Source organism: Terribacillus sp. AE2B 122 (assembly GCF_902497585.1).
GTDB classification, from domain to species: Bacteria; Bacillota; Bacilli; order Bacillales; family Amphibacillaceae; genus Terribacillus; species Terribacillus saccharophilus_A.
This window is the reverse complement of the sequence record NZ_LR700948.1, coordinates 18,814-40,533: the sequence shown is the minus strand read 5'-3', so window position 1 is coordinate 40,533 and position 21,720 is coordinate 18,814. Positions and strand designations below refer to the sequence as shown.

The window sequence follows — 21,720 nt, the reverse complement described above, 5'->3', positions numbered from 1 at the left end:
TCACTGAGCGATTTTTATATTTTCATTTTCAGTAAACAGATACTCTACTGTGTGTCCAGGGAATATTTTCCGCTTAATGGTGAACATCTCTGACCTGCTGAACTCGGTTTTACCGGACATCTTATTTCGGAATGTTCTTGTACTCACACCAATGATGTCAGCTACAGTAACCCCATCAATATCCGACCGCGCCATTTCAGCTCGAAGGTTTGGAAACATTATCATCACCTCCCCAAAACTACCATGCGTGGTAGGAATGACTAAACTATATACCGTGCATGGTAGATGTGTCAACAGAAAAGTAAACATAATTTACCATGAAGGGTATATATATTATTCACAAGTGAAAAATATTACTGTATAATGAAACCTAACTTACCTTGTAACGTAATAATTTACATAATTCATTTAAAATAAATTAGCTGCAATCGGAGGAAAAGGAAAATGTTGTTTATCGAAAAATTGGATATGTTAATGGATGAGCGTGGTATTAACAGGAGTCAATTATCTAAAGCGTCGGGTGTTCCATACACAACAATTGTGAATTTCTATGAAAAAGGATCTGACAATATTAAACTTTCAACACTTAGAAGATTAGCTGATTACTTTAATGTTAGTCTGGACTACTTAGTGGACGATGACTTAGACGAGCGTAAGACTCCTAATCAAGAAATGATAGCTCTTCCAGTAGTTGGTGCAATCTCCTGTGGTAATGGAACAGTTGTTTTTGAAGATATAGAAAGTTATGAGGCTACTCCAAAAGAATGGTTGAATGGTGGGGAGTATTTTTATTTGCGCGCAAAAGGCGATAGTATGACTGGGGCAAGGATTAACGACGGTGACTTACTGCTAATTAGAAAACAAGAGGAAGTAGAAGATGGAGAAATAGCAGCGGTTGTTATTAATGATGAGGCTGTATTAAAAAGAGTTTACAAACAAGATGGTGCTTTGGTTCTTCAGTCCGAAAACAGCAACTATCCACCTATAGTCGTTACGGATGGCAGCGTTAAGATCGCCGGCAAACTTAAGAAGATTGTCATTAACTTTTGAGCCTTATCGTTACCTAATGAAACTTGAAAGGAGGTGAGAAACCATGGCGTCGTTTAGGAAACGCGGGAAAACGTGGGAATTCCGAATCGTATATAAGGACAAAATCACAGGTAAAAGACGTGAAAAGACTGTTGGAGGTTTCAGTACGAAGCCCGAAGCAAGGATAGCTGCTACACAAATGCAGTCCGATCTTGATTATCACGGATTCATTGAAAACGGGCGTGAGGTTGTAAGTAAGTACTTTGAAGATTGGCTTGAGGTTTACAAAAGGCCTTACGTAAAGCCCATAACCTACTCTCTTCAGGAGAGAAATGTCAGGCTCAATATACTGCCTCGATGGGGTAATTATCAGTTAAAGGAATTAAACCGTACTGAATATCAGAAGTGGATCAATGAGCTTCCAGGTAAGTATTCTGAGGGCACAATAAGAAGAATTCACAGCATAATGAATTCAGCAATCAATGATGCGGTACATGAATTCCAAGTGTTGAAATCAAATCCTATTCAAAGGATTAAGATACCGAAGCAAGTCGATAAGGAGGAAAAACTCCAATACTTCACCAAACAGCAAATGTCTGTCTTTTTGGATGGGCTGAAAAATCCACAGAAGAACGCGAAGTATCAACACAGTCGACAGTACTTGTATCTGTTTACGTTAATGTCCAGGACAGGTCTTCGTATAGGTGAAGCACTAGCACTTACCTGGGATGACTTTGATGAACTTAGAAAAACAATTAACGTAGACAAGACATTGGTCTATCCAACTAACTCCGAGCCGTACCTTTCTACTCCTAAGAGTAAGAAGAGTGTTCGTAAAGTTAAGCTCGATGACTTTACTGTGAAGGCATTAAAAATGCACAGAATCAACCAAAAAGAAACTGTGCTTAAATATGAAAGATATAGACCCTCCAAGGATGGTGTTATATTCCACCAGCATGAAGGTCGCTGGCTGCGTACAAACATAGTACGTGATTTCTTCAAGGTCCATTGTAAACGAATGGATCTACCTGTATTGTCACCCCATGCGCTTAGGCATTCTCATGCAGTCCACTTGCTTGAAGCTGGCGCAAATATAAAATACGTGTCCGAGCGACTTGGTCACGCAAGCGTGAAAGTCACAGCAGACACGTATCTACATGTAACAGAGAAGATTGAGGACGATGCTCTCAATCAGTACTCCAGTTATATTGAAGGTTAGTATTGCACTTGTTGGGCAATTGGTGGGCAACCACTTCAACAAGTGCAGGAAAACCCTTATAACAAAGGCTTATCCAATACTACCTTCCATTTCGAATTTAATCAGACGGTTCATTTCAACGGCATATTCCATTGGAAGTTCTTTCGTGAATGGCTCGATGAAGCCCATTACGATCATTTCTGTCGCTTCTTCTTGAGAGATACCACGACTCATCAAGTAGAACAATTGTTCTTCGGATACTTTGGAAACTTTCGCTTCGTGTTCCAAAGAGATGTTCTCATTGAAGATCTCGTTGTAAGGAATCGTATCGGAAGTGGATTTATTATCCAGGATCAGCGTATCACACTCGATGTTAGAACGAGCGCCGTCTGCTTTCTTACCGAAGTGAACGATTCCGCGATAAGTTACTTTACCACCTTGTTTAGAGATGGATTTAGAAACGATCGTAGAAGAAGTGTTTGGTGCCAAATGATGCATTTTCGCACCAGCATCCTGATGCTGTCCTTTACCTGCAAGTGCGATAGACAATGTCATACCGCGTGCGCCTTCACCTTTTAGGATGATTGCAGGGTATTTCATTGTAAGTTTGGAACCGATGTTGCCATCAACCCATTCCATCGTACCATTTGCATCAACAGTCGCACGTTTTGTAACTAGGTTATAAACGTTATTTGCCCAGTTCTGGATTGTTGTATAACGGCAGTAAGCATCTTTTGCTACATAGATCTCAACAACCGCACTATGCAAGGAGTTCGTTGTATACACTGGAGCAGTACATCCTTCAACATAGTGTATAGATGCATCTTCATCAACGATAATAAGCGTACGCTCGAATTGACCCATATTCTCAGAGTTGATCCGGAAATATGCTTGCAATGGAATATCTGTCTTTACGCCCTTCGGTACATAGATGAAGGAACCTCCGGACCAGACTGCTGAGTTTAAAGCTGAGAATTTGTTATCGGAAGGCGGAATAAGCTTACCGAAATATTCTCGGAACAAATCTTCATTTTCTTTAAGCGCAGTATCTGTATCTTTAAAGATGATACCCATATCCGCTAAGTCTTCCTTCAGGTTATGGTAGACAACTTCTGATTCGTACTGTGCGGAAACACCAGCAAGGTATTTCTGTTCAGCTTCCGGAATACCTAGTTTATCAAATGTGTTCTTGATTTCTTCCGGTACCTCGTCCCAGGAACGCTCGGAACGCTCGGATGGTTTCACGTAATATGTGATTTCATCAAAATCAAGCTCAGCAAGGTCTCCACCCCACTGCGGCATTGGTTTCTTATAGAACTGCTCCAAGGATTTAAGACGGAAGTCAAGCATCCATTGTGGTTCTTCTTTCATCTTAGAGATTTCTTCAACGATTCTAGGTGTAAGGCCTTTTTCCGTACGGAAAATGGAAACATCACGATCACTGAATCCATACTGGTAATCTCCAATTTCAGGCGCTTTTTTAGCCATAGTAAAACCTCCTTATAGGATTACATCTATTTCACACGACAGTGTTCAAGTCTTAGTTCTTTTCGACGCCTTGCTCCATCGCCTTCCAGGCGAGTGTCGCACATTTGATGCGTGCAGGGAATTTCGCAACTCCCTGCAGTGCTTCCACATCACCCATCTCCAGGTTACCAGGATCGATTTCCTTCCCTAGCATCATGTCAGAGAACAGCTGTGACATACGAAGTGCATCTTCGATGGATTTGCCTTTGATGGCTTGTGTCATCATAGAGGCAGAAGACATGCTGATAGAGCAGCCCTCTCCTTCGAATTTTGCATCCTTCACCTTGCCATCCTCCACCTGGATCTGCAGCTGGATACGGTCTCCGCACGTCGGGTTATTCATATCGACCACAAGTGCGTCTTCTTCCAGCTTACCACGATTCCGCGGATGTTTATAGTGATCCATGATCACTTGACGGTAGAGTGTATCAAGGTTATTAAAAGACATTTCCGAAAAACTCCTTCGTTTTTGCCAGTCCGCTGACAAGTTTGTCGATATCGTCTTCGGTATTGTAAACGTACATGCTTGCACGGGCAGTAGCTGTGACATCAAGCCAGCGCATAAGCGGCTGCGCACAGTGATGTCCGGCACGGACAGCGATACCTTCTGTATCGAGTGCAGTCGCTGTATCATGCGGATGGACACCATCAATATTGAAAGTGACCACTGCAGAGCGTTTATTCTTCGAAGGACCATAAATGGTCAGTCCCTCGATTTCGCTCATCCGTTCCATTGCATATGCAGTCAGCTTCTGATCATGCGCTTCTATTTTATCCAGACCGATTTCAGTCAGGAAGTCAATCGCAGCGCCAAGTCCGATTGCTCCTGCAATGATTGGAGTACCTCCCTCAAACTTCCAAGGAAGCTCCTTCCATGTTGAATCATACAGATGTACGAAATCGATCATTTCACCGCCGAATTCGACCGGCTCCATGTTCTCAAGCAGTTCCTGCTTTCCATAAAGAACACCGATTCCAGTCGGTCCGCACATCTTATGACCGCTGAAGCAATAGAAATCACAATCGATGTCCTGCACATCCACTTTCACGTGCGGAGCACCTTGCGCACCATCAACGAGAACGACAGCATTCTGACGATGCGCAAGCTCAACGATTTCTTTTATAGGATTAATGGTTCCCAATACATTGGAGACATGAGTCAAAGCAACGATCTTCGTTTGAGGACCGATTGATTTTTTCACATCTTCCATGTTCAAGGTTCCATCTTCATTTAGCTCAAAATATTTAAGTGTTGCTCCGGTCGCTTTGACCGCCTGCTGCCACGGGATGATATTACTGTGGTGCTCCATTGGTGTAATGATCACTTCATCACCAGGTTCCAAGTTCGCACGGGCGTAACTGTGAGCAACCGTATTGATTGCTGTCGTTGTACCTCGTGTGAAAATTACTTCCTTGGTGCTTCTGGCATTGATGAATTGCTGCACTTTTTCTCTGGCACCTTCATATTTATCCGTAGCCCGGGTTCCTAGCGTATGCACACCACGGTGTACATTGCTGTTGTCATTCCGGTAATAGGCATCCACAGCTTCCAATACCTTTATTGGCTTATGGGAAGTTGCGGAGGAATCCAAGTAGACCAGCGGATGTCCGTTGACTTCCTGATGCAGGATCGGGAACTGTTCACGGATAGAGCGGGCATCCATTAGTTTACTTTCCCTTCAATTACCTGAGTCAGCTGATTTTTTACAGTTTCAATCGGCAGCTGATTAACAACAGGTGCAAGGAATCCATGGATGATTAGACGTTCAGCTTCATGCTTCGTGATTCCGCGGCTCATCAAGTAATAAAGCTGAAGCGGATCGACACGGCCTACAGAAGCAGCGTGTCCAGCAACTACATCATCTTCATCAATCAAAAGAATCGGGTTAGCATCTCCACGAGCACCTTGGCTAAGCATCAAGACGCGTGTTTCTTGGGTAGCATCAGATTTGCTGGCGCCATGTTCGATTTTACCGATACCGTTGAATACAGAGCTCGCCTGGTCTTTCATAACACCATGGGACAAGATGCTTCCAACAGAATTCTGACCGAAGTGGACAATGTTCGTCGTGAAGTTCTGGATTTGTTTCCCGCGTCCCACAACTACACTTTTCGCTTCAGAACTGGAGTTGTCACCGATCAAGTGAGTAATATGCTCACTGATTGTGTTACCATCGTTCATTTGGCCGATAGCCCAGTCGATGCGAGCATCACGGTAAGCTACACCGCGGCGTTTTGCATAGACAGTCGTACCTGCAGCATAGTTATCAACCGCACCATAAGAAACGTTAGCATTGTCCGCCGCGATAACTTCTGTTACGACATTTGCGAATGTTGCTTGCTCTGCATTATGCGAAATGCTGTTTTCAACATATGTTACAGCGCTGTTTGCTTCGGCAACGATCAAAATATGATTAAAGGAAGCGACTTTATCATCTTCCTGCCAGAAAATAGTTTGAAGCGGCTCGTCCACTACAACATTTTTCGGAACATAGACGAACACTCCGCCGTTCATCAATGCTGCATGCAGAGCTGTCAAACGATCTTCATCAATGTTTACAGCATCCTTCATGTAGAATCGCTTCACCAAATCACCATGCTGCTGCAAGGCAGTGAAGATATCCGTGAAGATAACACCTTGCTCGCTCCATTTTTCGTTTAGGGCAAGGTATGCCGCGCTATTATTACGCTGAATGTAAAGGTTTGGAGCATTATCCGCATCGATAAGTGCCGCCACACTTGCTGGCAGGCTGCCCAATGCACTGATTTTCTCCCCTTTTACTTCATGCACGTACGTATCAAAATCCCAGTTCTTAATCCCAGTCTTATCGGGTTTTGGCATGTCCAAAGATTCCGATTGAGAAAGAGCTTGCTGGCGAAGTTCCTTCATCCATTCAGGCTCATTGCGAGAACTGGAAAAACGGCTGATATATTCATCATTATATTGTTGCTTCGTTTCAACAGTCATAAGATCCCTCCTCCAGTTTACGCGTTAATTGTTTCGTCTTGGATGTTCAGCTCTTGTTTGATCCAATCGTAGCCTTCTGCTTCCAAACGCTTAGAAAGCTCAGATCCGCCGGATTTAACAACACGGCCTTGCATCATAACGTGTACGAAGTCAGGCTCGATGTAGTTTAACAAACGCTGGTAGTGGGTAATAATTAGGCAACCGAAGTTTTCGTCGCGCAGTTTGTTGATTCCTTTTGCAACAACTTTCAGTGCATCGATATCAAGACCAGAGTCAATCTCGTCAAGGATACCGATTTCAGCCTTCATCATTAGAAGCTGAAGGATTTCATTACGCTTTTTCTCCCCGCCGGAGAAACCTTCGTTCAAGTAACGCTGTGCCATGTTCTTATCCATTTCAAGGAAGTCCATAGCTTCATCCATCTCTTTAATAAATTTCATCAGTGGAATCTCATCGCCTTCCGCGCGTCGAGCGTTGATGGAAGAGCGAAGGAAGTCAGAGTTTGTTACACCGCTGATTTCACTTGGATACTGCATTGCAAGGAACAGACCAGCACGAGCACGCTCGTCCACTTCCATTTCCAAAACATCTTCTCCGTCCAAAGTGATGCTTCCGCTTGTCACTTCGTATTTAGGATGTCCCATGATTGCGGATGCCAACGTAGATTTACCAGTACCGTTTGGTCCCATTACTGCGTGGAATTCCCCGCTCTTTATCGTAAGGTTTACACCTTTTAGAATTTCCTTATCTTCAATCGAAACATGTAGGTCTTTAATTTCTAAAACTGAACCTGCCATTTATAAACCCTCCGATAGCTGCTATTTTATAAGTTTTGATAATATGTTATTTAAACACATTATCAATTTATTCTCATTACAATCTTAAAGCATTATTCGACCATTATCAACTTTTTTACTGGATAAATACACAGTTTTAACATGATCTTTTTCTATTGTATCACACATCCATTTCAAGCCAAAAATAAAGCCTCTGCTGAGAATTCCAGCAAAGGCATGAGAATAGTGGTACTTATTTATCGACAGGAAGAATTGCTCCGTCGTAATTGTCTTCGATGAACTGTTTGATTTCATCAGAATGAAGGACATCCATCAATTTTTTCAATGCTTCATTGTCTTTGTCTTCGGCACGTGCCGCTACGATGTTCCCATAAGGAGAATCAGTACCTTCAAGGATCAATGCGTCCTCAGAAGGCGTAAGACCTGCTTGCAATGCATAGTTCGTATTGATAACTACTAATGCATCTTCTTCGGATTCATACGTATCCGGAAGGAAAGCTGGATCAACATCCATGCTGAATTTCAGGTTTTTCGGGTTATCTGCAATATCATCCAAAGTAGCATCTACAGGCTCGACACCATCTTTAATTTTGATAAGGCCTTCCTCTTGGAAGATGGATAGGATACGTCCTTGCTCAGAAACGTTACGACCCATAATTACTTCAGTACCATCTTTAATATCATCTACGCTCTCGATATTCTTAGAATACACACCCATTGGCTCCAAGTGAACTGCTCCAAGGCTGATCAAGTCATAGCCAGTATCTGCGTTAGAAGTTTCTAGATAAGGGATGTGCTGGAAGTAGTTCGCATCCAAATCACCACTTGCCAAGTCATCGTTCGGGAGTACATAATCCTGATACTCTTCAATCTCAAGATTGACTCCTTCTTTTTCAAGGATAGGCTGTGCTTCTTTAAGAATTTCAGCGTGCGGTGTGCTGGAAGCCCCTACTTTGATTGTTGTTGTTTCTTCATCGCCTGAGCCGCTGTCAGATGAACCACAGGCTGCCAGGAAGATCATGAAAGCTGCCGATAAAATAACTAATAATGCCTTTTTCAAATGAATCTCTCCTTATCGTTTATCTAATTTATTTGAAATCAAGTCTCCAATAAATTGGAAGACAAATACCACAATAACAATTAAAAGCGTACAGATGAATACTACATCAAACTGACGTCGCTGGAAGCCGTAGAAGTAAGCGAAATCGCCTAAACCGCCTGCTCCGATAACACCTGCAACTGCTGTAGAACCAATTAACGCAATTGCTGTTACTGTAAGACCAGAAACAAGTGCTGGCATGGATTCTTTCAGCAGTACTTTGAACATGATCGTACTATTCTTTGCACCCATTGCCTTAGCAGCTTCCACTACTCCGTTGTCTACTTCTTTCAATGCGATTTCAACTAACCGTGCATAGAAAGGCGCTGACCCAATGATAAGTGCGGGCAATGCTGCCTCCGGACCGCGGATTGTACCGACGATAAAGTCAGTAAATGGGAATAGAAGCAGGATAAGTATGATGAACGGAATCGCCCGGAATATGTTGACGACCGCTGCTACGATTCCGTAGACAATTTTATTTTCCCAGAGCTTGCCTCTGCTAGTCAGATAAAGTAAAAGACCAAGGATGATACCGATAATGAATGTACCGATCAAGGAAAGAATCGTCATATAGAATGTCTCATAGATGGCTGTGTTCAAGTCTGCAATATCTACATTCGGAAACCACTTCTCAAACAAGTTCCTGCACCTCCGCTTTTACATTTGCTCCGCGGATGAAGTCCAGTGCCTTCTCCACTTCCGATTCATTGCCCACTAGCTGTAAGAAAAGATTGCCGACTGCGCCGGTTTGCGTCTGCAAAACATTCCCCTGCAGGATATTGATATCCACATCGAATTGTTTCGCAGTCTGGCTGACGACCGTCTGATTCACGTTTTCCCCAGAGAAAGAAAGCTTTACGATCGTGCCAGTTCCTTCTTTGACTACTGCTGCGGATAAAGAAGCATACTGTTCACTTCCATCCAATTGTCGAACGAAGCGCTTCGTAATATCCTGCTGCGGATTCTGGAATACATGCGTTGCATCTCCTTGTTCCACAACTTTTCCGGTATCCATAACAGCTACATGGTGGCAGATTTTACGGATTACATTCATTTCATGTGTAATCAATACGATAGTCAAACCGAGACGGTTATTGATGTCCACAAGCAAATCAAGGATTGAGTCTGTTGTTTCCGGATCCAGTGCGGATGTTGCTTCATCACATAGAAGCACTTTCGGATCGTTAGCCAACGCCCTTGCAATGCCGACTCGCTGCTTCTGTCCACCGCTCAGTTGAGATGGGTAGGCGTTTTCGCGCCCTTGCAATCCTACTAGCTCAATCAGACGATCCACTTTTGCCTTTCTTTCTTTTTTCGGCACACCTGCGATTTCCAATGGAAAAGCAATGTTTTGGTGTACAGTACGAGACCATAGCAGATTGAAATGCTGGAAGATCATCCCGATTTCTTGTCTGGCAAGGCGAAGTTCATTTTTGCGCTGTTTGACGATATCCTTGCCATTGATTATTATTTCACCAGCTGTCGGTTCTTCGAGACGGTTCAGCAGGCGAACGAAAGTACTTTTCCCAGCACCGCTGTAGCCAATTACGCCGAAAATCTCACCTGACTCAATTTTCAGATTAAGCTCATCGACCGCTGTAATATTCTGTTTTTTCGTACGATATATCTTGGAGAGGTTTTTGATAGTGATCAATATCCGCTCCTCCTTCCTCGTGTTGCTTTATAAGCATAAAAAAGCGTCTTTTTGTTCAGAGAACAAAAAGACGCAGCTGCGTTCGATAATTGTTCTCTCATCTGTACAGGTTTCCCTGCAGGAATTGGCACCATACAGGATAACCTGTGGTTGCCGGGCTTCATCGGGCCAGTCCCTCCGCCACTCTTGATAAGAGTATAGTTATATGATTGCTAAAAGGAGTTTAGCATCTAGTCAATATTCTTGTCAACATATTTCACAGACTTCCTTGACCTCCCAGAAATAGAAGTGCCTCTACAAGCAGGATATGCTGATAATCGCCGTCCACTACTTGCTTGTTACGGATACTGCGAAGCTGTACCTCACCAGCAAGAAGCTCCTGCAGTGTCTGCTCATCAGTACGTATATGTAAAATACCATAAGGCTTAGAAGCTGGTGTCGTGAGGCTGCTTCTGTCTATATGTAAATCAAAATGTGCATCTCCCCATTCAATGAAGACCTTCAGCCGCTTGTCATTACATAAAGGCAGCAGATCCTCCCTTACCTCGATCTGATGCTTAAGCTTTGTCAGTTTTTCGATGATCATCCGCCATTCCCTCCCTACACTGTATTTGGCTCTTCTTGTTCTGATTTCCTGCAAGAAAAAACAGCTTTCCAAATCGGAAAGCTGTTTTATTCGCTCAGCGTCTTCGCCAGCATATGCTGAACGGAATGAAACGCATATATTTTTTCCTGAACTTCCCCTTGTTTGAATGTAATAAGACAAGGTACACTTTCGATCTGATTTTCCTGCATAAAATCAGGAAAAAGAGAGGCGTTCAGTTTATGGTAATGTTCCTGGCCTGTCACGGCCTCCACTGTAAGGAGCATTTTTTCTGCAAGCTGACAAGTACCGCAAAAAGGTGTGTGCACAAATATTCTTGCTTGCTCCTGGTGTGTGACTTTCTGAACCTCTGTTTTGATAACCTCGATAATTCATCCCTTCTTTCTTCAGACGAGGAAGAATGGATGCACCATGATACTTCTGCTAAGCAGGGCTGTGGCCAATTCAGGGGCCGGGGTCGCCGCTACCTCTCGATAGGTTCTGTCTACGTAAATATGCTGGGCATGCGGCAGCTCTCGGGCTAACTGTTTTCGCAGCTTATGACCGGCGCTATCCTCATCCACCATAATATATACTTGCTTGTGATCCAAGTCATAGTCATACAACAGCTGTTCCAGCCGCTCGATGCCCAATGTACCATTGGTGCAGATGATCGTCACTTCCTCATCGATGATCTTCCTTATCTGCTCTTTATCCGAGCGTCCTTCTACAATAATGACCTTTTCTTCATCACCCATACTGGCATCACCTATTCTGATCGATATTTGATTGCTTCCTTGCCCGTGCCCCGATAAAGGCTTAGCAATGAACGCTTGCCATATTATATGATAAGAGACCGCTGCCCTTGCTAACAGATATCAACAAGGATCCAAAAAATTAATCCTCTTTAATCCGTCCTTCGTAATCTTCTACAGATAGCAAGCTCTCATACGCTGCTTCGTCGTCTGCTTCCACTACGATCATCCATGCTTTCTCGTATGGGGATTCATTTACGAATTCAGGGCTGTCGTCTAAATCTTCGTTCACAGCTACGACTTTTCCGCTGATCGGAGCATACAGCTCGGACACTGTTTTGACAGATTCAACGCTTCCGAATGGCTCGTCTGCTTTCAGTTCGTCACCGACGGATGGAAGTTCCACGAATACGATGTCTCCGAGTTCGTCCTGGGCGAAGTCGGTAATACCGATTCGGTACTGATTGCCATCTTCTTTTTTAATCCATTCATGTTCCTCTGTATAACGTAGATCTTTCGGTAAGTTGCTCATTTTTATTCCTCCACCTATTTTCTACAAGAATAGCTAACATATTTACTATAAAAGGTAATAGATAAAATTACCACTGTTTCAGCTCAATTCTAAGCAGTTACAGCCTCGTATGCTTCCGGCTTGAAACCGACTGCCGCTGACTTCTCTCCAATTAAAAGAGGACGCTTAATCAGCATACCGTTTTCGGATAGCCATGACTTGAGCTGGGCATCATCTGCCTCTTTGATTTTCTCCTTATAGCCGCCCTCTCGGTATACTTTTCCGCTCGTATTGAACAGTTTGGTAAGCGGCAACCCGCTTTTATCCGCTGCTTCCTGCAGGATCTCCGGACTCGGAGGGTTCTCGACGATATGTATCGCTTCATAAGATACTTCATTCGCATCCAGCCATTTCTTTGCATTCTTGCATGTACTGCAATTTGGGTACCAATAAAATCGGAACATACAGATCTCCTTTCTTTTCATACTGCTATTTTAGCATAATCGTTTACATCTTTCGCACAGAATAATCGACAGGATCCCGGGTACGATAGAAAGGAAAAAGGAGGGATCCCCATGCCAGCAGAAAATCAACAAAATGTTATGCTCCAGCCGCCGGAGATGGTTTCAGAAAAAGACTTGCTGTACTTGAGTGATATGCTGAACTGGAACTTGAATGCAGCAAAAAAAGCACAGCATGCTGCCGGTGAAGTGCAGCTGACAGATGCCCAGGAAGCGCTGCACACTATCGGCCAGATGCATCAGCGCCATTATAATATGTTACTGGAGCATTTGAAGACAAAACCGCTCAATTAAGGAGGGAACGCTATGCCAGAGAATCAAAAGATACAAAATCCCCAGACACCCGTCCCGACAACGCAGGAAATGAATGACCGGGATCATGTAACTGATTTGCTTGCCACGGAAAAGTATATGACAGCTTCGTACAGTACGGCGCTGAATGAAATGAGCAATCAGTCGTTATATGAAACAGTAGCGCGTATATTCAAGGAAACACAGGATTCCCAGCGTAATTTATATAATCTAATGTTCCAACATGGATGGTACAGCTTGGAACAAGCGCCACAGCAAAAAGTGGAACAGGCTTATCAGCAATTCAGCAAAACACGACAAGAACTTCCATACTCATGAGACAGACGGACAATCAGCTGCTGGTTGTCCTTTTTTCTGACTCAATCCAAAAAAATTATTGACGTATTGAATACAAACCCGTAATATACTTGCATGTGCAACTATTTGAGCTATCTGAAAGGAGCGGACCATGAGCAGGACACAAGACGAGTTAGGACTGCTTTTATCGCGGACCTATCTATCCTTGAAACGGGAAACGTCCCGCATGCTTCAGCAGTTTGAACTAACACCAGAACAATTCTCCCTTATTGCCGAATTGGATAAGCAGGATAACATCACCCAAAAGGAGCTTGCCGATCTAACGGAAAGAGAGCAGACAACCGTTACGAAGATTGTCGATAAGCTTGTCAAAAAGGGATTGGTCACCCGCGGACATGATCCGCATGACCGGCGGGCTATCCGCTTGCAAATTACAGCAGAAGGCCGAAATCTGGTCAAAGACATCAAACCGAAGATAGAAGAAATCGAAAATCATGCTTATCTTGGTTTCCATCAGAAGGATATAGAATTGCTGCATACTCTGATTCGAAAGCTGCATCAGAATTTGCAGTGATTTTTTTCGCTAAATACATGCATGTGCAACTAAAATAGATAGGAGTTTTTATTTTGCGTCTACAACCTTTACGGGAAATGCTTAAAATCCCAAATACGAAAGTGGGCATGGCTTTTGCCATTCTTGTCCCATTACTCTTTTCCATCATTTGGCTGACAGGCTATCATGATGCAACGAATCATCTGGACCGTTTGCAAGTTGCTGTCGTCAATGAAGATGGGGAACAAGCCAATGCATTGGCAGAACAAATGATGGATAATATGCCATTTGATGCGGATCTTGCTTCTTATGATAAAGCAAAAGAAAAGCTTGATCAAAATGATATTACGATGCTCGTTGTCATTCCGGAGGCATTCACCGAAAATTTGGCCAAACAGAGCGACACGTCATTACAATTCTACTTGAACAGCTCCAACTCACAGGTTGCTTTATCGGCAGCCGAAAGTACAGCAAGACAAATGACTGACTCTATAGCTGGTTCCAATGTACAAGCAGAAATCATAAAAGAAAATCACATCGGCAACTTCGCAACCAGCATGGTACCGATGATTCTTGGATTCATCATTTTCATCGCTGTCATGACAATGAATATTCAAATGAACATTGTCACGCAAATTCTGAGCCGCAAATTCGGCAAATGGCAGCTCTTTTGGAATAAACAGCTGCTTTTACTAGTTATCGGACTTGTCGTAACAACGATTATCGTAACGATTCATGCACTTGCAAATGATACAGCTGCTTCCTACATGCAGCTATGGGGATTCGAGCTGCTAGTTGTCTTTGCCTGCATTAGTTTCACACAGATGAGCTTTGCTATTTTCGGCAATGCTGGTGCTTTATTCAACGTTGCCATGATTCCGTTCCAATTGATGGCTGCTGGGAATATCATTCCGACTGACCTGTTGTCTCCTGTATTCCGTGTAATAGGCGCTGCACTACCAGCTTCTAATGGGGTACAAGGCTTCAGTCAACTGATCTATGCTGGAGAAAGTGTTTCATCAGCTATCCTCCACCTTGGCTTGATTTTGGTTATTACCTTCCTGATTACTTGTATAGTGTTGAAACTTAAGAAACAGCAACCCGTTCAATTCGTTAAAAAGGACGAAAACGCTGCTGCAGTATAAAAAGAAGACCTCCGCAAATTATTGCGGAGGTCTTTCTTATGCTACTACATCATAACCTTGTTCTTCGATTGCTTCTTTCATTTCATTCTTCGTCACAAGCGTGTCATCATACACAACATCGACTTTACCGCTGGCCAAATCCACGTCTACTCCTTGGATTCCTTCTAATTCCCCTAATGCTCCTTTAACTGCTTTCTCACAATGTCCGCAAGTCATACCATTTACTTGTAATGTCATTTCCATATCTTATCTCTCCTTTAATTGTCTTTTCAATCGTAATGCATTTGCTACCACACTGACGGAACTGAAGGCCATTGCCGCTCCCGCAAGCCATGGCGCTAGCAGTCCAATAGCAGCAACTGGTATACCGGCACTGTTATAAGCAAGCGCCCAAAATAAGTTCTGCTTGATGTTCCGAATCGTTTTCGCACTATAACCCAACGCTTTCGGTACAAGTCTCAAATCTCCTCCAAGGATGGTTACACCAGCTGCTTCAATCGCAACATCTGTTCCGGTGCCTATAGCAATGCCAATATCTGCCGATGCCAAAGCTGGTGCGTCATTGATTCCATCCCCTACCATCGCCACAGTAAAGCCTTCCTTCTGCAGTGCTGCAATTCGATCTGCCTTACCAGCAGGCAGCACCCCGGCATATACTGTGTCGATGCCAACTTTTGCTGCTATGCTTTCAGCTGTTTGCTGATTGTCTCCTGTCAGCATGACAGTTCGAATACCTTGTGACTTTAATTGTTTAATTGCATCGGCAGCATCTGGTTTGACCGCATCACTGACGGCGATGATGGCCTCTACTCTATTTTCAGTAGCAAGATACATGACGGTCTTTCCGTCTTTTTCCAATATATCAGCCTGCAGCTTATAGTCCTCCAACAGCAAATTCTGTTCCGACATAAGCGCACCATTTCCAATCAGAATAGAAGTGCCTCCTACTATTCCTCTGATACCCCTACCAGGTATGTTCTCAAACGTTTCCACTTCTTTGACCGGAAGACTATGCTCCTCTCCATATTGAATGAAAGATTGCGCCAGCGGATGCTCTGATTGCTTCTCGAGCGCAATCGCTTCAGACAAATGCTGTGCGTCGCCATAAATATCTGTTACCTGCGGTCTTCCTTGGGTGATGGTGCCAGTTTTATCGAAGACGACAGCATCTACTTTATATGCAGTCTCCAGCTGTTCGCCGCCTTTGAACAAAATACCCACTTCCGCTGCTTTTCCGGTACCGACCATGATGCTTGTCGGAGTAGCAAGTCCCAGCGCGCAAGGACAAGCGATTACCAGTACGGCGATAGCAGCCGTCAAGGCCGGAGCCACCTCCCCAGGATTCACTAGTAAAATCCATACAGCAAAAGTGATTATGCTAATCACGATAACTGCAGGGACGAAAAACGAAGAGACACGGTCAGCAAAGCGCTGGATAGGTGCTTTAGAACCTTGCGCACGCTCTACTGCTTGAATGATTTCCGCCAGAACTGACTCATCATTTGAATGCGTCACTTTCACTTGGATATTTCCATTCGCATTGACAGTAGCACCTGCTACATTATCTCCAACTGCTTTGCTAATCGGTATACTTTCTCCCGTGAGCATTGATTCGTCAACATGGGTGCTTCCTTTCACGATGATACCATCTGCCGGAATCTTCTCTCCTGGTCGTACAATAATGATATCACCCTGAACCAGCTCTGCTGCTGCAATCTTCTCTTCCTGCGCTCCACGCAATACTGTCGCTTCTTTCGCCTGTAAGCCGACTAGAGAAGTAATGGCAGTAGTTGTCCGTCCTTTTGCTACTTTCTCCATATATTTACCGAGAAGAATCAAGGTTATCAAAATGGCACTCGTCTCGAAATACAGGGCGGGCATATGTCCGCTGCCTTGAAAACGGATCACTTCATATAAACTGTAGAAATATGCAGCACTTGTGCCGAGCGCAACAAGCACATCCATATTGGCTGATTTGCTGCGCAAGCTGTGATAAGCTCCCCGGTAAAACTGCCATCCGATCAAAAATTGAACGGGTGTTGCGAGCAATAGCTGCACCCATGGATTCATTAGGAAATGCGGTACTTCATATAAATCCAAGTGCCCGCCCATTGTTGCGAGCAATGGTAAAGATAACAGGGCGGATAGCAATAGTTTCAATTGCATCAGCCTGATACCTTTGTTTCTGCTTGTAGCATTTTCTTTCCTGGATTTCCGCGGGCTTGCGTCGTAGCCTAATTTCCGAATACGTTCGATAAATTCATCTGTACCTGTTAGCAGCGGATTATAGCGAATGCTAGCCGTCTCTCCAGCCAGGTTGACAACAGCCTGCTGGATGCCCTCCTGCTTGTTCAGCACCTTCTCGATTCTTGCTGAGCAAGCAGCACAAGTCATTCCTTTTATATCAAGAGAAACTTCCTCTGGTTCCACCCCATAGCCAAGCTTTTCGATCTTACCAGTTAAATCTGTTTCATCCACCTGGTTCGGATCAAAAGAGATTGCTGCCTTTTCTGTTGCCAGATTGACATTGGCCTCTACCGTGTTCATCTTGTTCAGCACTTTTTCAATACGGGTGGCACATGCAGCACAAGTCATACCAGTAATGGGTACTGTTACTTGCTTCTTCTCCATATATGAACCGCCTCCTATTTGCCGAATTGCTGCAGTACTTTCATCAATTCATCAATTGCCTCTTCCCCATCTCCATGTTGTATTGCATGAGAAACGCAATGCTTCATATGTCTTTCCGTTACTGCGGCTCCTGTTTTCTTCAGTGCCGCCTGAATGGCAGATATCTGAACAAGGATGTCCACACAATATCTGTCTTCCTCAACCATATTTTGAAGACCCCTGACCTGTCCCTCAATTCGTTTAAGCCGATTGACAAGTGCTTGCTTTTCCGTCGTTGTCCTTGGTTTGACTGGCTTTTTATCTGAATGTTCCATAGTATGCCTCCCTTTATACCCCCTGCAGGTATATATCCATATTATACCCCCACCAGGTATATGTCAACAGTTTGATTTATAAATCGAAACGATTATGATTTACAAATCGAAATGATTACGATAGAATAGTTCCTTGTGAAGAAGTACGTGATTAGAAAGGTGATAGAAAATGACATCTATCCTTCAAATAGATACTATTAATTTCTCATATGAACAGAAGGCTGCCTTGCGCGAGGTATCCCTTCAAGTAAAAAAAGGGGACTTCCTTGGTCTGATTGGTCCAAACGGCGGAGGTAAAACAACATTAATCAAGCTGGCACTCGGAATGCTGCAGCCGAATAATGGCTCCATTAGGCTTTTCGGACATACTGTTTCCTCCTTTAAGGATTGGGACAAAGTGAGCTTTGTATCCCAAAAGGCGAATGCCTTCAACAAAGGTTTTCCAGCTACCGTTTTCGAAGTAGTCGCAATGGGGCTTACCCCGAAGATTGGTTATTTCCGGAGATTCTCAGCTAAGCACAGGACTGCTGTGAAGCAAGCTGTGGCTCAAGTTGATATGAGTGATTATCTGCATGAAAATATCAGCAGTCTTTCAGGTGGTCAGCAGCAGCGTGTCTTCATCGCTAGAGCGCTTGTAAGCCAGCCAGAATTGATCATTCTTGATGAGCCGACTGTTGGGATCGACCACGCCAATGTAAAAGGCTTCTATGAATTATTGCAGCGGCTGAACGAGGAAAAAGGACTTACCTTAGTGATGATCACGCATGATCTAGCAGGGATTGCACAGTACGCGTCCAAGCTGGTTTATTTGGATCAGCAAATCAAATACGAAGGCAGCCCAGAGCAATTCAGCCTGCCTGAAACCGATTTACATGTATTGCGAGGTATTCATGCATGATTGCCGATTTTCTTCAATTTGAATTTTTACGAAATACACTATATACCGGACTGCTGATCGGCTTGATTGCCCCGCTGCTCGGCTGTTTCATCGTCGTACGCAGACTATCCTTAATTGCAGATGCACTATCGCATGTGACCTTAGCTGGTATTGCATTCGGACTCTTGTTGGAAAAAAAGCTGGCAACACCTGTGATTTCCCCGTTTTATGCAGGTCTTGGGTTCTCTGTTCTCGCTTCCCTGCTAATTGAGAAGCTTCGGAATATGTTCCGCAATTTCCAAGAAATCGCAATTCCGATCATCCTTTCCGGCGGAGTCGGCTTGAGTGTTATCTTCATATCTTTGGCTAATGGTTTTACGACGGATCTGTTTTCTTATCTATTCGGTTCTGTATCTGCTGTCAGCAGTGAAGACCTGCGTGTTATTGTGATCATCTCGATCATTGTCCTGCTTGTCATCGGATTTTTGTACAAGCAGCTGCTCGTGCTTTCCTTCGATGAAGAGCATGCACGTGTCAGTGGCTTGCACTCTAAAGCGATTCATTTCATCTTCATGCTCCTGATTGCTCTTGTAATTGCAGCTAGCATCCGGATTGTAGGTGTGCTGCTTGTCTCTGCCCTAATGACAATACCAGTAGCAGCAGCCATTCGATTGGCAAAAGGGTTCAAACAGGCAATGATATTGGCTATTGTCTTCGGAGAGACTTCCGTTATTGTCGGCTTGTTCTCTGGTTATTATTTCGAGATACCACCAGGGGGTACTATTGTTGTCGTATCCATCCTGATTCTTCTGTTGAGTTTTATTGTTCAAAAGCTACTGCTTGCGAATAAACGAAAAACTGCATTCGAGAAAGGAGTTTCCTAATATGCAAGTAGACGAAGGCATTGCGATTCTGAAAGAAAACGGTCATAAATATACCGATAAACGAGCGGATATCCTTACCTATTTCATTCATGCCAAAGGCTATCGAAGTGCAAAAGCACTGCTTGCATATATGGAAACCAGCTATACTGGCATCAGCTTGGACACAATCTATCGTAATCTTCGTCTTTTCGAACAACTGGAGCTGTTGGAATCCCGTGAGAAAAATGGAGAGAAGCTGTTTAAAATCGCTTGTAAAAGCGGTACGCATCATCATCATTTCATCTGTGAAAGTTGCGGGCTGACCAAACCGCTGCAGAAATGTCCACTGCCAGTTTACACAGAAGAACTTGCGGATTATCATGTAAATACACACGCTTTCGAGCTTTATGGTCTTTGCCCGACGTGTCACAATCGTTAAGGAGTCGATATATATGCCAATCATTACTGTTAAAATGCTGGAAGGCCGCACGGATGAACAGAAAGAACAAATGATCAAGAAAATGACTGACGTGATGGTTGAGACAACAGGCGCTCGCGCCGAAGCAGTTTCCATCATCATCGAGGAAATGAACAAAGCAAATTATGGTGTCGCTGGAAAGCGTCTATCCTAATGAAAAAGCAGCATACCCCATGGGCATGCTGCTTTTCTTATAAAATCACTTCTTCCAGCACTTTCCGTTCCTCTTGCTCGAAGAGATTCTTACCTTCCGTGTGCTGGACCTGCTTCTGCATATAGCTTTCGATCAATTTGGCTTCATCTTTATTTCCGACAAGGTGGATGCTTTTCCATTCATTATCTTTTGCAAGTTTATCAAGATCTGGTGCAAGTGACTTGTACCAACGCTTCTGGTTAGCTTCCAAACGGTTCTCGATTGTGTCCTTCTTCGATCCTTTTCCGCCTTTTCCTTTAATAGATAACGCCCGCTGCGGACTTGCCTGCACCTTCCATTTCTCTGTATCTAAATCCATCTCATATAGCTTAGTATCATTTATTTTTCCTAATACAGCATCGATTACTTTGACTTGATTTCTCTGGACCAGAATGACACCTGATTCTGGAAATTTTTCATACAATGCTTGAAACTGCTGAAGCTTTGGCTCATCTTCCCAGTGAAATTCAGTCGTCACTGGCATCTGGAGACATTCGGCAAACCAAATATCATCCGCAGATGCAAACACAACGCAGCTTTTCTTCATGCTTTGCCCGTTATCCTCCAAGAACAGTTTCACTTTTTCTTTCACTTTCAAGAACTGCTCCAGCTCCTCAGGGTCGTTCTTGAGATATGTTTCGAAGTTCTTCAAACCATTTTTCACGTGAATCTTCCATTCGCCACCGGTCTGATCACGGTTGGCTGGATCCGTATTCACATACATGCTAAGTACTTTCTGAGGATGGCGCTTGGCTTTTTGTGCGAGTTTCTCCATGTCCTTTGCGTAACACAAACTGCAATCACTCCTCTTACAAATTTGCTTAGTAAAGTAAAACTAGCATATAGCTCTACATACCACATATATGCTGGTTGAAACGTTAAAAAGGAATGTAATAAGGGAATGATGTTAAGATCTAACTATGTAACTTGAAGGCTGTGATAAATCATGTTAAAAAGGACTCGCACACAAATCCTGCAATTTACGTCCATTGGTGTATTAAATGCAGCAGTAGACCTAGTCGTACTCAATATATTACTACTTATCTGGCCAACGAAGAATAATCTCCTGCTGCTGCTCTTCAATACGATCAGTTATTTAGTATGTATCTGGAACAGTTATTATTGGAATACGAGATTTACGTTCCGCAAGCAGAAAAGATCTAGTAACACCGAGAAAAGTCTGTTCTTTGCCCAAGCCTTGGTTGCATTAGTAATCAGCAATCTTGTTTTCATTGCTGGTTTAGCTGTTCTGCGCGCAATTACGTTCGTATCCTTCCCGGCATACATTGATAATAATATAGCCAAAGGAGCAGCGATGTTCCTGTCTTCGGCCAGCAGCTTCCTGTTCATGAAGTACTTTGTATTTAAAAGAAAAAAATGAGGCTGGGACAAAAGTGTTTTAGCCATATAAT

29 protein-coding genes and 1 riboswitch are annotated in these 21,720 nt (G+C 43.6%); of the genes, 11 read left to right on the top strand and 18 right to left on the bottom strand.

Annotated elements, in window-relative coordinates; genetic code table 11:
* Complete coding sequence (locus tag AE2B122_RS15580; protein WP_175074633.1) at positions 1–219, bottom strand: hypothetical protein; 219 nt, start codon at positions 217–219, stop codon at positions 1–3.
* Between the two features lie 225 nt (positions 220–444).
* Here AE2B122_RS15580 and AE2B122_RS15575 point away from each other — a divergent pair, with 225 nt between their 5' ends.
* Positions 445–1,050 carry an XRE family transcriptional regulator gene (locus AE2B122_RS15575; protein ID WP_175074632.1) on the top strand — a complete coding sequence of 202 codons (606 nt, stop codon included), beginning with the start codon at positions 445–447 and terminating at the stop codon, positions 1,048–1,050.
* A 43-nt stretch (positions 1,051–1,093) separates the two neighbouring features.
* Entirely contained in the window at positions 1,094–2,248 is a 1,155-nt protein-coding gene (locus AE2B122_RS15570; RefSeq protein ID WP_175074631.1) for a site-specific integrase, read from the top strand.
* 69 nt (positions 2,249–2,317) lie between these two features.
* Here AE2B122_RS15570 and sufB read toward each other — a convergent pair whose 3' ends face one another.
* The 13 genes from sufB to AE2B122_RS15505 form a co-directional block, all read right to left on the bottom strand.
* Positions 2,318–3,715 carry a Fe-S cluster assembly protein SufB gene (gene sufB / locus AE2B122_RS15565; RefSeq protein ID WP_095218341.1) on the bottom strand — a complete coding sequence of 466 codons (1,398 nt, stop codon included), beginning with the start codon at positions 3,713–3,715 and terminating at the stop codon, positions 2,318–2,320.
* A 52-nt stretch (positions 3,716–3,767) separates the two neighbouring features.
* On the bottom strand, positions 3,768–4,202 hold the full coding sequence (gene sufU / locus AE2B122_RS15560) for a Fe-S cluster assembly sulfur transfer protein SufU (RefSeq protein WP_095218342.1): 435 nt from the start codon (positions 4,200–4,202) through the stop codon (positions 3,768–3,770).
* On the bottom strand, positions 4,192–5,418 hold the full coding sequence (locus AE2B122_RS15555; RefSeq protein WP_095218343.1) for a cysteine desulfurase: 1,227 nt from the start codon (positions 5,416–5,418) through the stop codon (positions 4,192–4,194). The genes sufU and AE2B122_RS15555 overlap by 11 nt, the downstream gene beginning before the upstream one ends.
* A complete protein-coding gene (gene sufD, locus AE2B122_RS15550; RefSeq protein WP_175074630.1) occupies positions 5,418–6,722 on the bottom strand; it encodes a Fe-S cluster assembly protein SufD in 1,305 nt (434 codons plus the stop codon). Before sufD ends, AE2B122_RS15555 begins: the two co-directional genes overlap by 1 nt.
* A 17-nt stretch (positions 6,723–6,739) precedes the next feature.
* Positions 6,740–7,519, bottom strand: a complete 780-nt coding sequence (gene sufC / locus AE2B122_RS15545) for a Fe-S cluster assembly ATPase SufC (protein WP_095218345.1) — start codon at positions 7,517–7,519, stop codon at positions 6,740–6,742.
* 232 nt (positions 7,520–7,751) lie between these two features.
* Positions 7,752–8,579 (bottom strand): MetQ/NlpA family ABC transporter substrate-binding protein, encoded by an 828-nt coding sequence (locus tag AE2B122_RS15540; protein WP_254593530.1) that lies wholly within the window; start codon positions 8,577–8,579, stop codon positions 7,752–7,754.
* 12 nt (positions 8,580–8,591) lie between these two features.
* Positions 8,592–9,260, bottom strand: a complete 669-nt coding sequence (locus AE2B122_RS15535) for a methionine ABC transporter permease (RefSeq protein WP_175074629.1) — start codon at positions 9,258–9,260, stop codon at positions 8,592–8,594.
* On the bottom strand, positions 9,253–10,275 hold the full coding sequence (locus AE2B122_RS15530) for a methionine ABC transporter ATP-binding protein (RefSeq protein ID WP_095268565.1): 1,023 nt from the start codon (positions 10,273–10,275) through the stop codon (positions 9,253–9,255). The genes AE2B122_RS15535 and AE2B122_RS15530 overlap by 8 nt, the downstream gene beginning before the upstream one ends.
* Positions 10,276–10,369: 94 nt before the next feature.
* Positions 10,370–10,471: riboswitch (SAM riboswitch) on the bottom strand.
* Positions 10,472–10,531: 60 nt separating this feature from the next.
* The gene (locus AE2B122_RS15525) at positions 10,532–10,861 is read right to left on the bottom strand and encodes a hypothetical protein (RefSeq protein ID WP_095218347.1); all 330 of its coding nucleotides are present in this window, start codon (positions 10,859–10,861) and stop codon (positions 10,532–10,534) included.
* Positions 10,862–10,947: 86 nt separating this feature from the next.
* Positions 10,948–11,238 (bottom strand): thioredoxin family protein, encoded by a 291-nt coding sequence (locus AE2B122_RS15520; RefSeq protein ID WP_095218348.1) that lies wholly within the window; start codon positions 11,236–11,238, stop codon positions 10,948–10,950.
* A gap of 27 nt (positions 11,239–11,265) precedes the next feature.
* Positions 11,266–11,616, bottom strand: coding sequence for a toprim domain-containing protein (locus tag AE2B122_RS15515; protein WP_038564869.1), 351 nt, complete (start codon positions 11,614–11,616; stop codon positions 11,266–11,268).
* 139 nt (positions 11,617–11,755) lie between these two features.
* The gene (gene gcvH / locus AE2B122_RS15510; RefSeq protein WP_175074628.1) at positions 11,756–12,145 is read right to left on the bottom strand and encodes a glycine cleavage system protein GcvH; all 390 of its coding nucleotides are present in this window, start codon (positions 12,143–12,145) and stop codon (positions 11,756–11,758) included.
* Between the two features lie 89 nt (positions 12,146–12,234).
* Positions 12,235–12,588 carry an arsenate reductase family protein gene (locus tag AE2B122_RS15505; protein WP_095218350.1) on the bottom strand — a complete coding sequence of 118 codons (354 nt, stop codon included), beginning with the start codon at positions 12,586–12,588 and terminating at the stop codon, positions 12,235–12,237.
* 111 nt (positions 12,589–12,699) lie between these two features.
* On the opposite strand from AE2B122_RS15505, the gene AE2B122_RS15500 reads away from it, so the two are divergent.
* The 4 genes from AE2B122_RS15500 to AE2B122_RS15485 all read left to right on the top strand — a co-directional run bounded on the left by AE2B122_RS15500 (position 12,700) and on the right by AE2B122_RS15485 (position 14,952).
* A complete protein-coding gene (locus AE2B122_RS15500) occupies positions 12,700–12,939 on the top strand; it encodes a hypothetical protein (RefSeq protein ID WP_175074627.1) in 240 nt (79 codons plus the stop codon).
* A 12-nt stretch (positions 12,940–12,951) separates the two neighbouring features.
* Positions 12,952–13,275 carry a spore coat protein gene (locus AE2B122_RS15495; protein WP_095218352.1) on the top strand — a complete coding sequence of 108 codons (324 nt, stop codon included), beginning with the start codon at positions 12,952–12,954 and terminating at the stop codon, positions 13,273–13,275.
* A gap of 130 nt (positions 13,276–13,405) precedes the next feature.
* Positions 13,406–13,828, top strand: coding sequence for a MarR family winged helix-turn-helix transcriptional regulator (locus AE2B122_RS15490; RefSeq protein ID WP_175074626.1), 423 nt, complete (start codon positions 13,406–13,408; stop codon positions 13,826–13,828).
* A gap of 53 nt (positions 13,829–13,881) precedes the next feature.
* Positions 13,882–14,952, top strand: coding sequence for a YhgE/Pip domain-containing protein (locus tag AE2B122_RS15485; RefSeq protein ID WP_254593529.1), 1,071 nt, complete (start codon positions 13,882–13,884; stop codon positions 14,950–14,952).
* 36 nt (positions 14,953–14,988) lie between these two features.
* Here AE2B122_RS15485 and copZ read toward each other — a convergent pair whose 3' ends face one another.
* The 3 genes from copZ to AE2B122_RS15470 are packed head-to-tail and all read right to left on the bottom strand — an operon-like array spanning position 14,989 to position 17,897.
* Positions 14,989–15,195: a copper chaperone CopZ gene (gene copZ, locus AE2B122_RS15480; RefSeq protein ID WP_095218354.1), complete on the bottom strand. Its 207-nt coding sequence runs from the start codon at positions 15,193–15,195 to the stop codon at positions 14,989–14,991.
* 3 nt (positions 15,196–15,198) lie between these two features.
* Positions 15,199–17,583 carry a heavy metal translocating P-type ATPase gene (locus AE2B122_RS15475; protein WP_175074625.1) on the bottom strand — a complete coding sequence of 795 codons (2,385 nt, stop codon included), beginning with the start codon at positions 17,581–17,583 and terminating at the stop codon, positions 15,199–15,201.
* A 14-nt stretch (positions 17,584–17,597) separates the two neighbouring features.
* A complete protein-coding gene (locus AE2B122_RS15470) occupies positions 17,598–17,897 on the bottom strand; it encodes a metal-sensing transcriptional repressor (RefSeq protein ID WP_095218356.1) in 300 nt (99 codons plus the stop codon).
* 169 nt (positions 17,898–18,066) lie between these two features.
* Here AE2B122_RS15470 and AE2B122_RS15465 point away from each other — a divergent pair, with 169 nt between their 5' ends.
* Genes AE2B122_RS15465 through AE2B122_RS15450 form a run of 4 tightly spaced genes read left to right on the top strand, consistent with a single transcriptional unit; the run spans position 18,067 to position 20,269 of the window.
* On the top strand, positions 18,067–18,795 hold the full coding sequence (locus tag AE2B122_RS15465) for a metal ABC transporter ATP-binding protein (RefSeq protein ID WP_095218357.1): 729 nt from the start codon (positions 18,067–18,069) through the stop codon (positions 18,793–18,795).
* On the top strand, positions 18,792–19,658 hold the full coding sequence (locus AE2B122_RS15460; RefSeq protein ID WP_095218358.1) for a metal ABC transporter permease: 867 nt from the start codon (positions 18,792–18,794) through the stop codon (positions 19,656–19,658). The genes AE2B122_RS15465 and AE2B122_RS15460 overlap by 4 nt, the downstream gene beginning before the upstream one ends.
* A 1-nt stretch (position 19,659) precedes the next feature.
* On the top strand, positions 19,660–20,076 hold the full coding sequence (locus tag AE2B122_RS15455; RefSeq protein ID WP_095218359.1) for a Fur family transcriptional regulator: 417 nt from the start codon (positions 19,660–19,662) through the stop codon (positions 20,074–20,076).
* 13 nt (positions 20,077–20,089) lie between these two features.
* Positions 20,090–20,269, top strand: a complete 180-nt coding sequence (locus AE2B122_RS15450; RefSeq protein WP_038564843.1) for a 2-hydroxymuconate tautomerase — start codon at positions 20,090–20,092, stop codon at positions 20,267–20,269.
* Between the two features lie 37 nt (positions 20,270–20,306).
* On the opposite strand, the gene AE2B122_RS15445 is transcribed toward AE2B122_RS15450, so the two are convergent.
* Positions 20,307–21,101, bottom strand: coding sequence for a VLRF1 family aeRF1-type release factor (locus AE2B122_RS15445; RefSeq protein ID WP_254593528.1), 795 nt, complete (start codon positions 21,099–21,101; stop codon positions 20,307–20,309).
* Between the two features lie 153 nt (positions 21,102–21,254).
* Between AE2B122_RS15445 and AE2B122_RS15440 the strand changes: the two genes are divergently transcribed.
* The gene (locus AE2B122_RS15440) at positions 21,255–21,689 is read left to right on the top strand and encodes a GtrA family protein (RefSeq protein ID WP_175074624.1); all 435 of its coding nucleotides are present in this window, start codon (positions 21,255–21,257) and stop codon (positions 21,687–21,689) included.
* Positions 21,690–21,720 lie beyond the last annotated feature (31 nt).

What these genes read in the sequence shown, in the direction of transcription:
- AE2B122_RS15580 (WP_175074633.1), bottom strand. Translation starts at nt 219, where the DNA reads ATGTTTCCAAACCTTCGAGCTGAAATGGCGCGGTCGGATATTGATGGG.
- AE2B122_RS15575 (WP_175074632.1), top strand. Translation starts at nt 445, where the DNA reads ATGTTGTTTATCGAAAAATTGGATATGTTAATGGATGAGCGTGGTATT.
- AE2B122_RS15570 (WP_175074631.1), top strand. Translation starts at nt 1,094, where the DNA reads ATGGCGTCGTTTAGGAAACGCGGGAAAACGTGGGAATTCCGAATCGTA.
- sufB (WP_095218341.1), bottom strand. Translation starts at nt 3,715, where the DNA reads ATGGCTAAAAAAGCGCCTGAAATTGGAGATTACCAGTATGGATTCAGT.
- sufU (WP_095218342.1), bottom strand. Translation starts at nt 4,202, where the DNA reads ATGTCTTTTAATAACCTTGATACACTCTACCGTCAAGTGATCATGGAT.
- AE2B122_RS15555 (WP_095218343.1), bottom strand. Translation starts at nt 5,418, where the DNA reads ATGGATGCCCGCTCTATCCGTGAACAGTTCCCGATCCTGCATCAGGAA.
- sufD (WP_175074630.1), bottom strand. Translation starts at nt 6,722, where the DNA reads ATGACTGTTGAAACGAAGCAACAATATAATGATGAATATATCAGCCGT.
- sufC (WP_095218345.1), bottom strand. Translation starts at nt 7,519, where the DNA reads ATGGCAGGTTCAGTTTTAGAAATTAAAGACCTACATGTTTCGATTGAA.
- AE2B122_RS15525 (WP_095218347.1), bottom strand. Translation starts at nt 10,861, where the DNA reads ATGATCATCGAAAAACTGACAAAGCTTAAGCATCAGATCGAGGTAAGG.
- AE2B122_RS15515 (WP_038564869.1), bottom strand. Translation starts at nt 11,616, where the DNA reads ATGGGTGATGAAGAAAAGGTCATTATTGTAGAAGGACGCTCGGATAAA.
- gcvH (WP_175074628.1), bottom strand. Translation starts at nt 12,145, where the DNA reads ATGAGCAACTTACCGAAAGATCTACGTTATACAGAGGAACATGAATGG.
- AE2B122_RS15505 (WP_095218350.1), bottom strand. Translation starts at nt 12,588, where the DNA reads ATGTTCCGATTTTATTGGTACCCAAATTGCAGTACATGCAAGAATGCA.
- AE2B122_RS15500 (WP_175074627.1), top strand. Translation starts at nt 12,700, where the DNA reads ATGCCAGCAGAAAATCAACAAAATGTTATGCTCCAGCCGCCGGAGATG.
- AE2B122_RS15495 (WP_095218352.1), top strand. Translation starts at nt 12,952, where the DNA reads ATGCCAGAGAATCAAAAGATACAAAATCCCCAGACACCCGTCCCGACA.
- AE2B122_RS15490 (WP_175074626.1), top strand. Translation starts at nt 13,406, where the DNA reads ATGAGCAGGACACAAGACGAGTTAGGACTGCTTTTATCGCGGACCTAT.
- copZ (WP_095218354.1), bottom strand. Translation starts at nt 15,195, where the DNA reads ATGGAAATGACATTACAAGTAAATGGTATGACTTGCGGACATTGTGAG.
- AE2B122_RS15475 (WP_175074625.1), bottom strand. Translation starts at nt 17,583, where the DNA reads ATGGAGAAGAAGCAAGTAACAGTACCCATTACTGGTATGACTTGTGCT.
- AE2B122_RS15470 (WP_095218356.1), bottom strand. Translation starts at nt 17,897, where the DNA reads ATGGAACATTCAGATAAAAAGCCAGTCAAACCAAGGACAACGACGGAA.
- AE2B122_RS15465 (WP_095218357.1), top strand. Translation starts at nt 18,067, where the DNA reads ATGACATCTATCCTTCAAATAGATACTATTAATTTCTCATATGAACAG.
- AE2B122_RS15460 (WP_095218358.1), top strand. Translation starts at nt 18,792, where the DNA reads ATGATTGCCGATTTTCTTCAATTTGAATTTTTACGAAATACACTATAT.
- AE2B122_RS15455 (WP_095218359.1), top strand. Translation starts at nt 19,660, where the DNA reads ATGCAAGTAGACGAAGGCATTGCGATTCTGAAAGAAAACGGTCATAAA.
- AE2B122_RS15450 (WP_038564843.1), top strand. Translation starts at nt 20,090, where the DNA reads ATGCCAATCATTACTGTTAAAATGCTGGAAGGCCGCACGGATGAACAG.
- AE2B122_RS15440 (WP_175074624.1), top strand. Translation starts at nt 21,255, where the DNA reads ATGTTAAAAAGGACTCGCACACAAATCCTGCAATTTACGTCCATTGGT.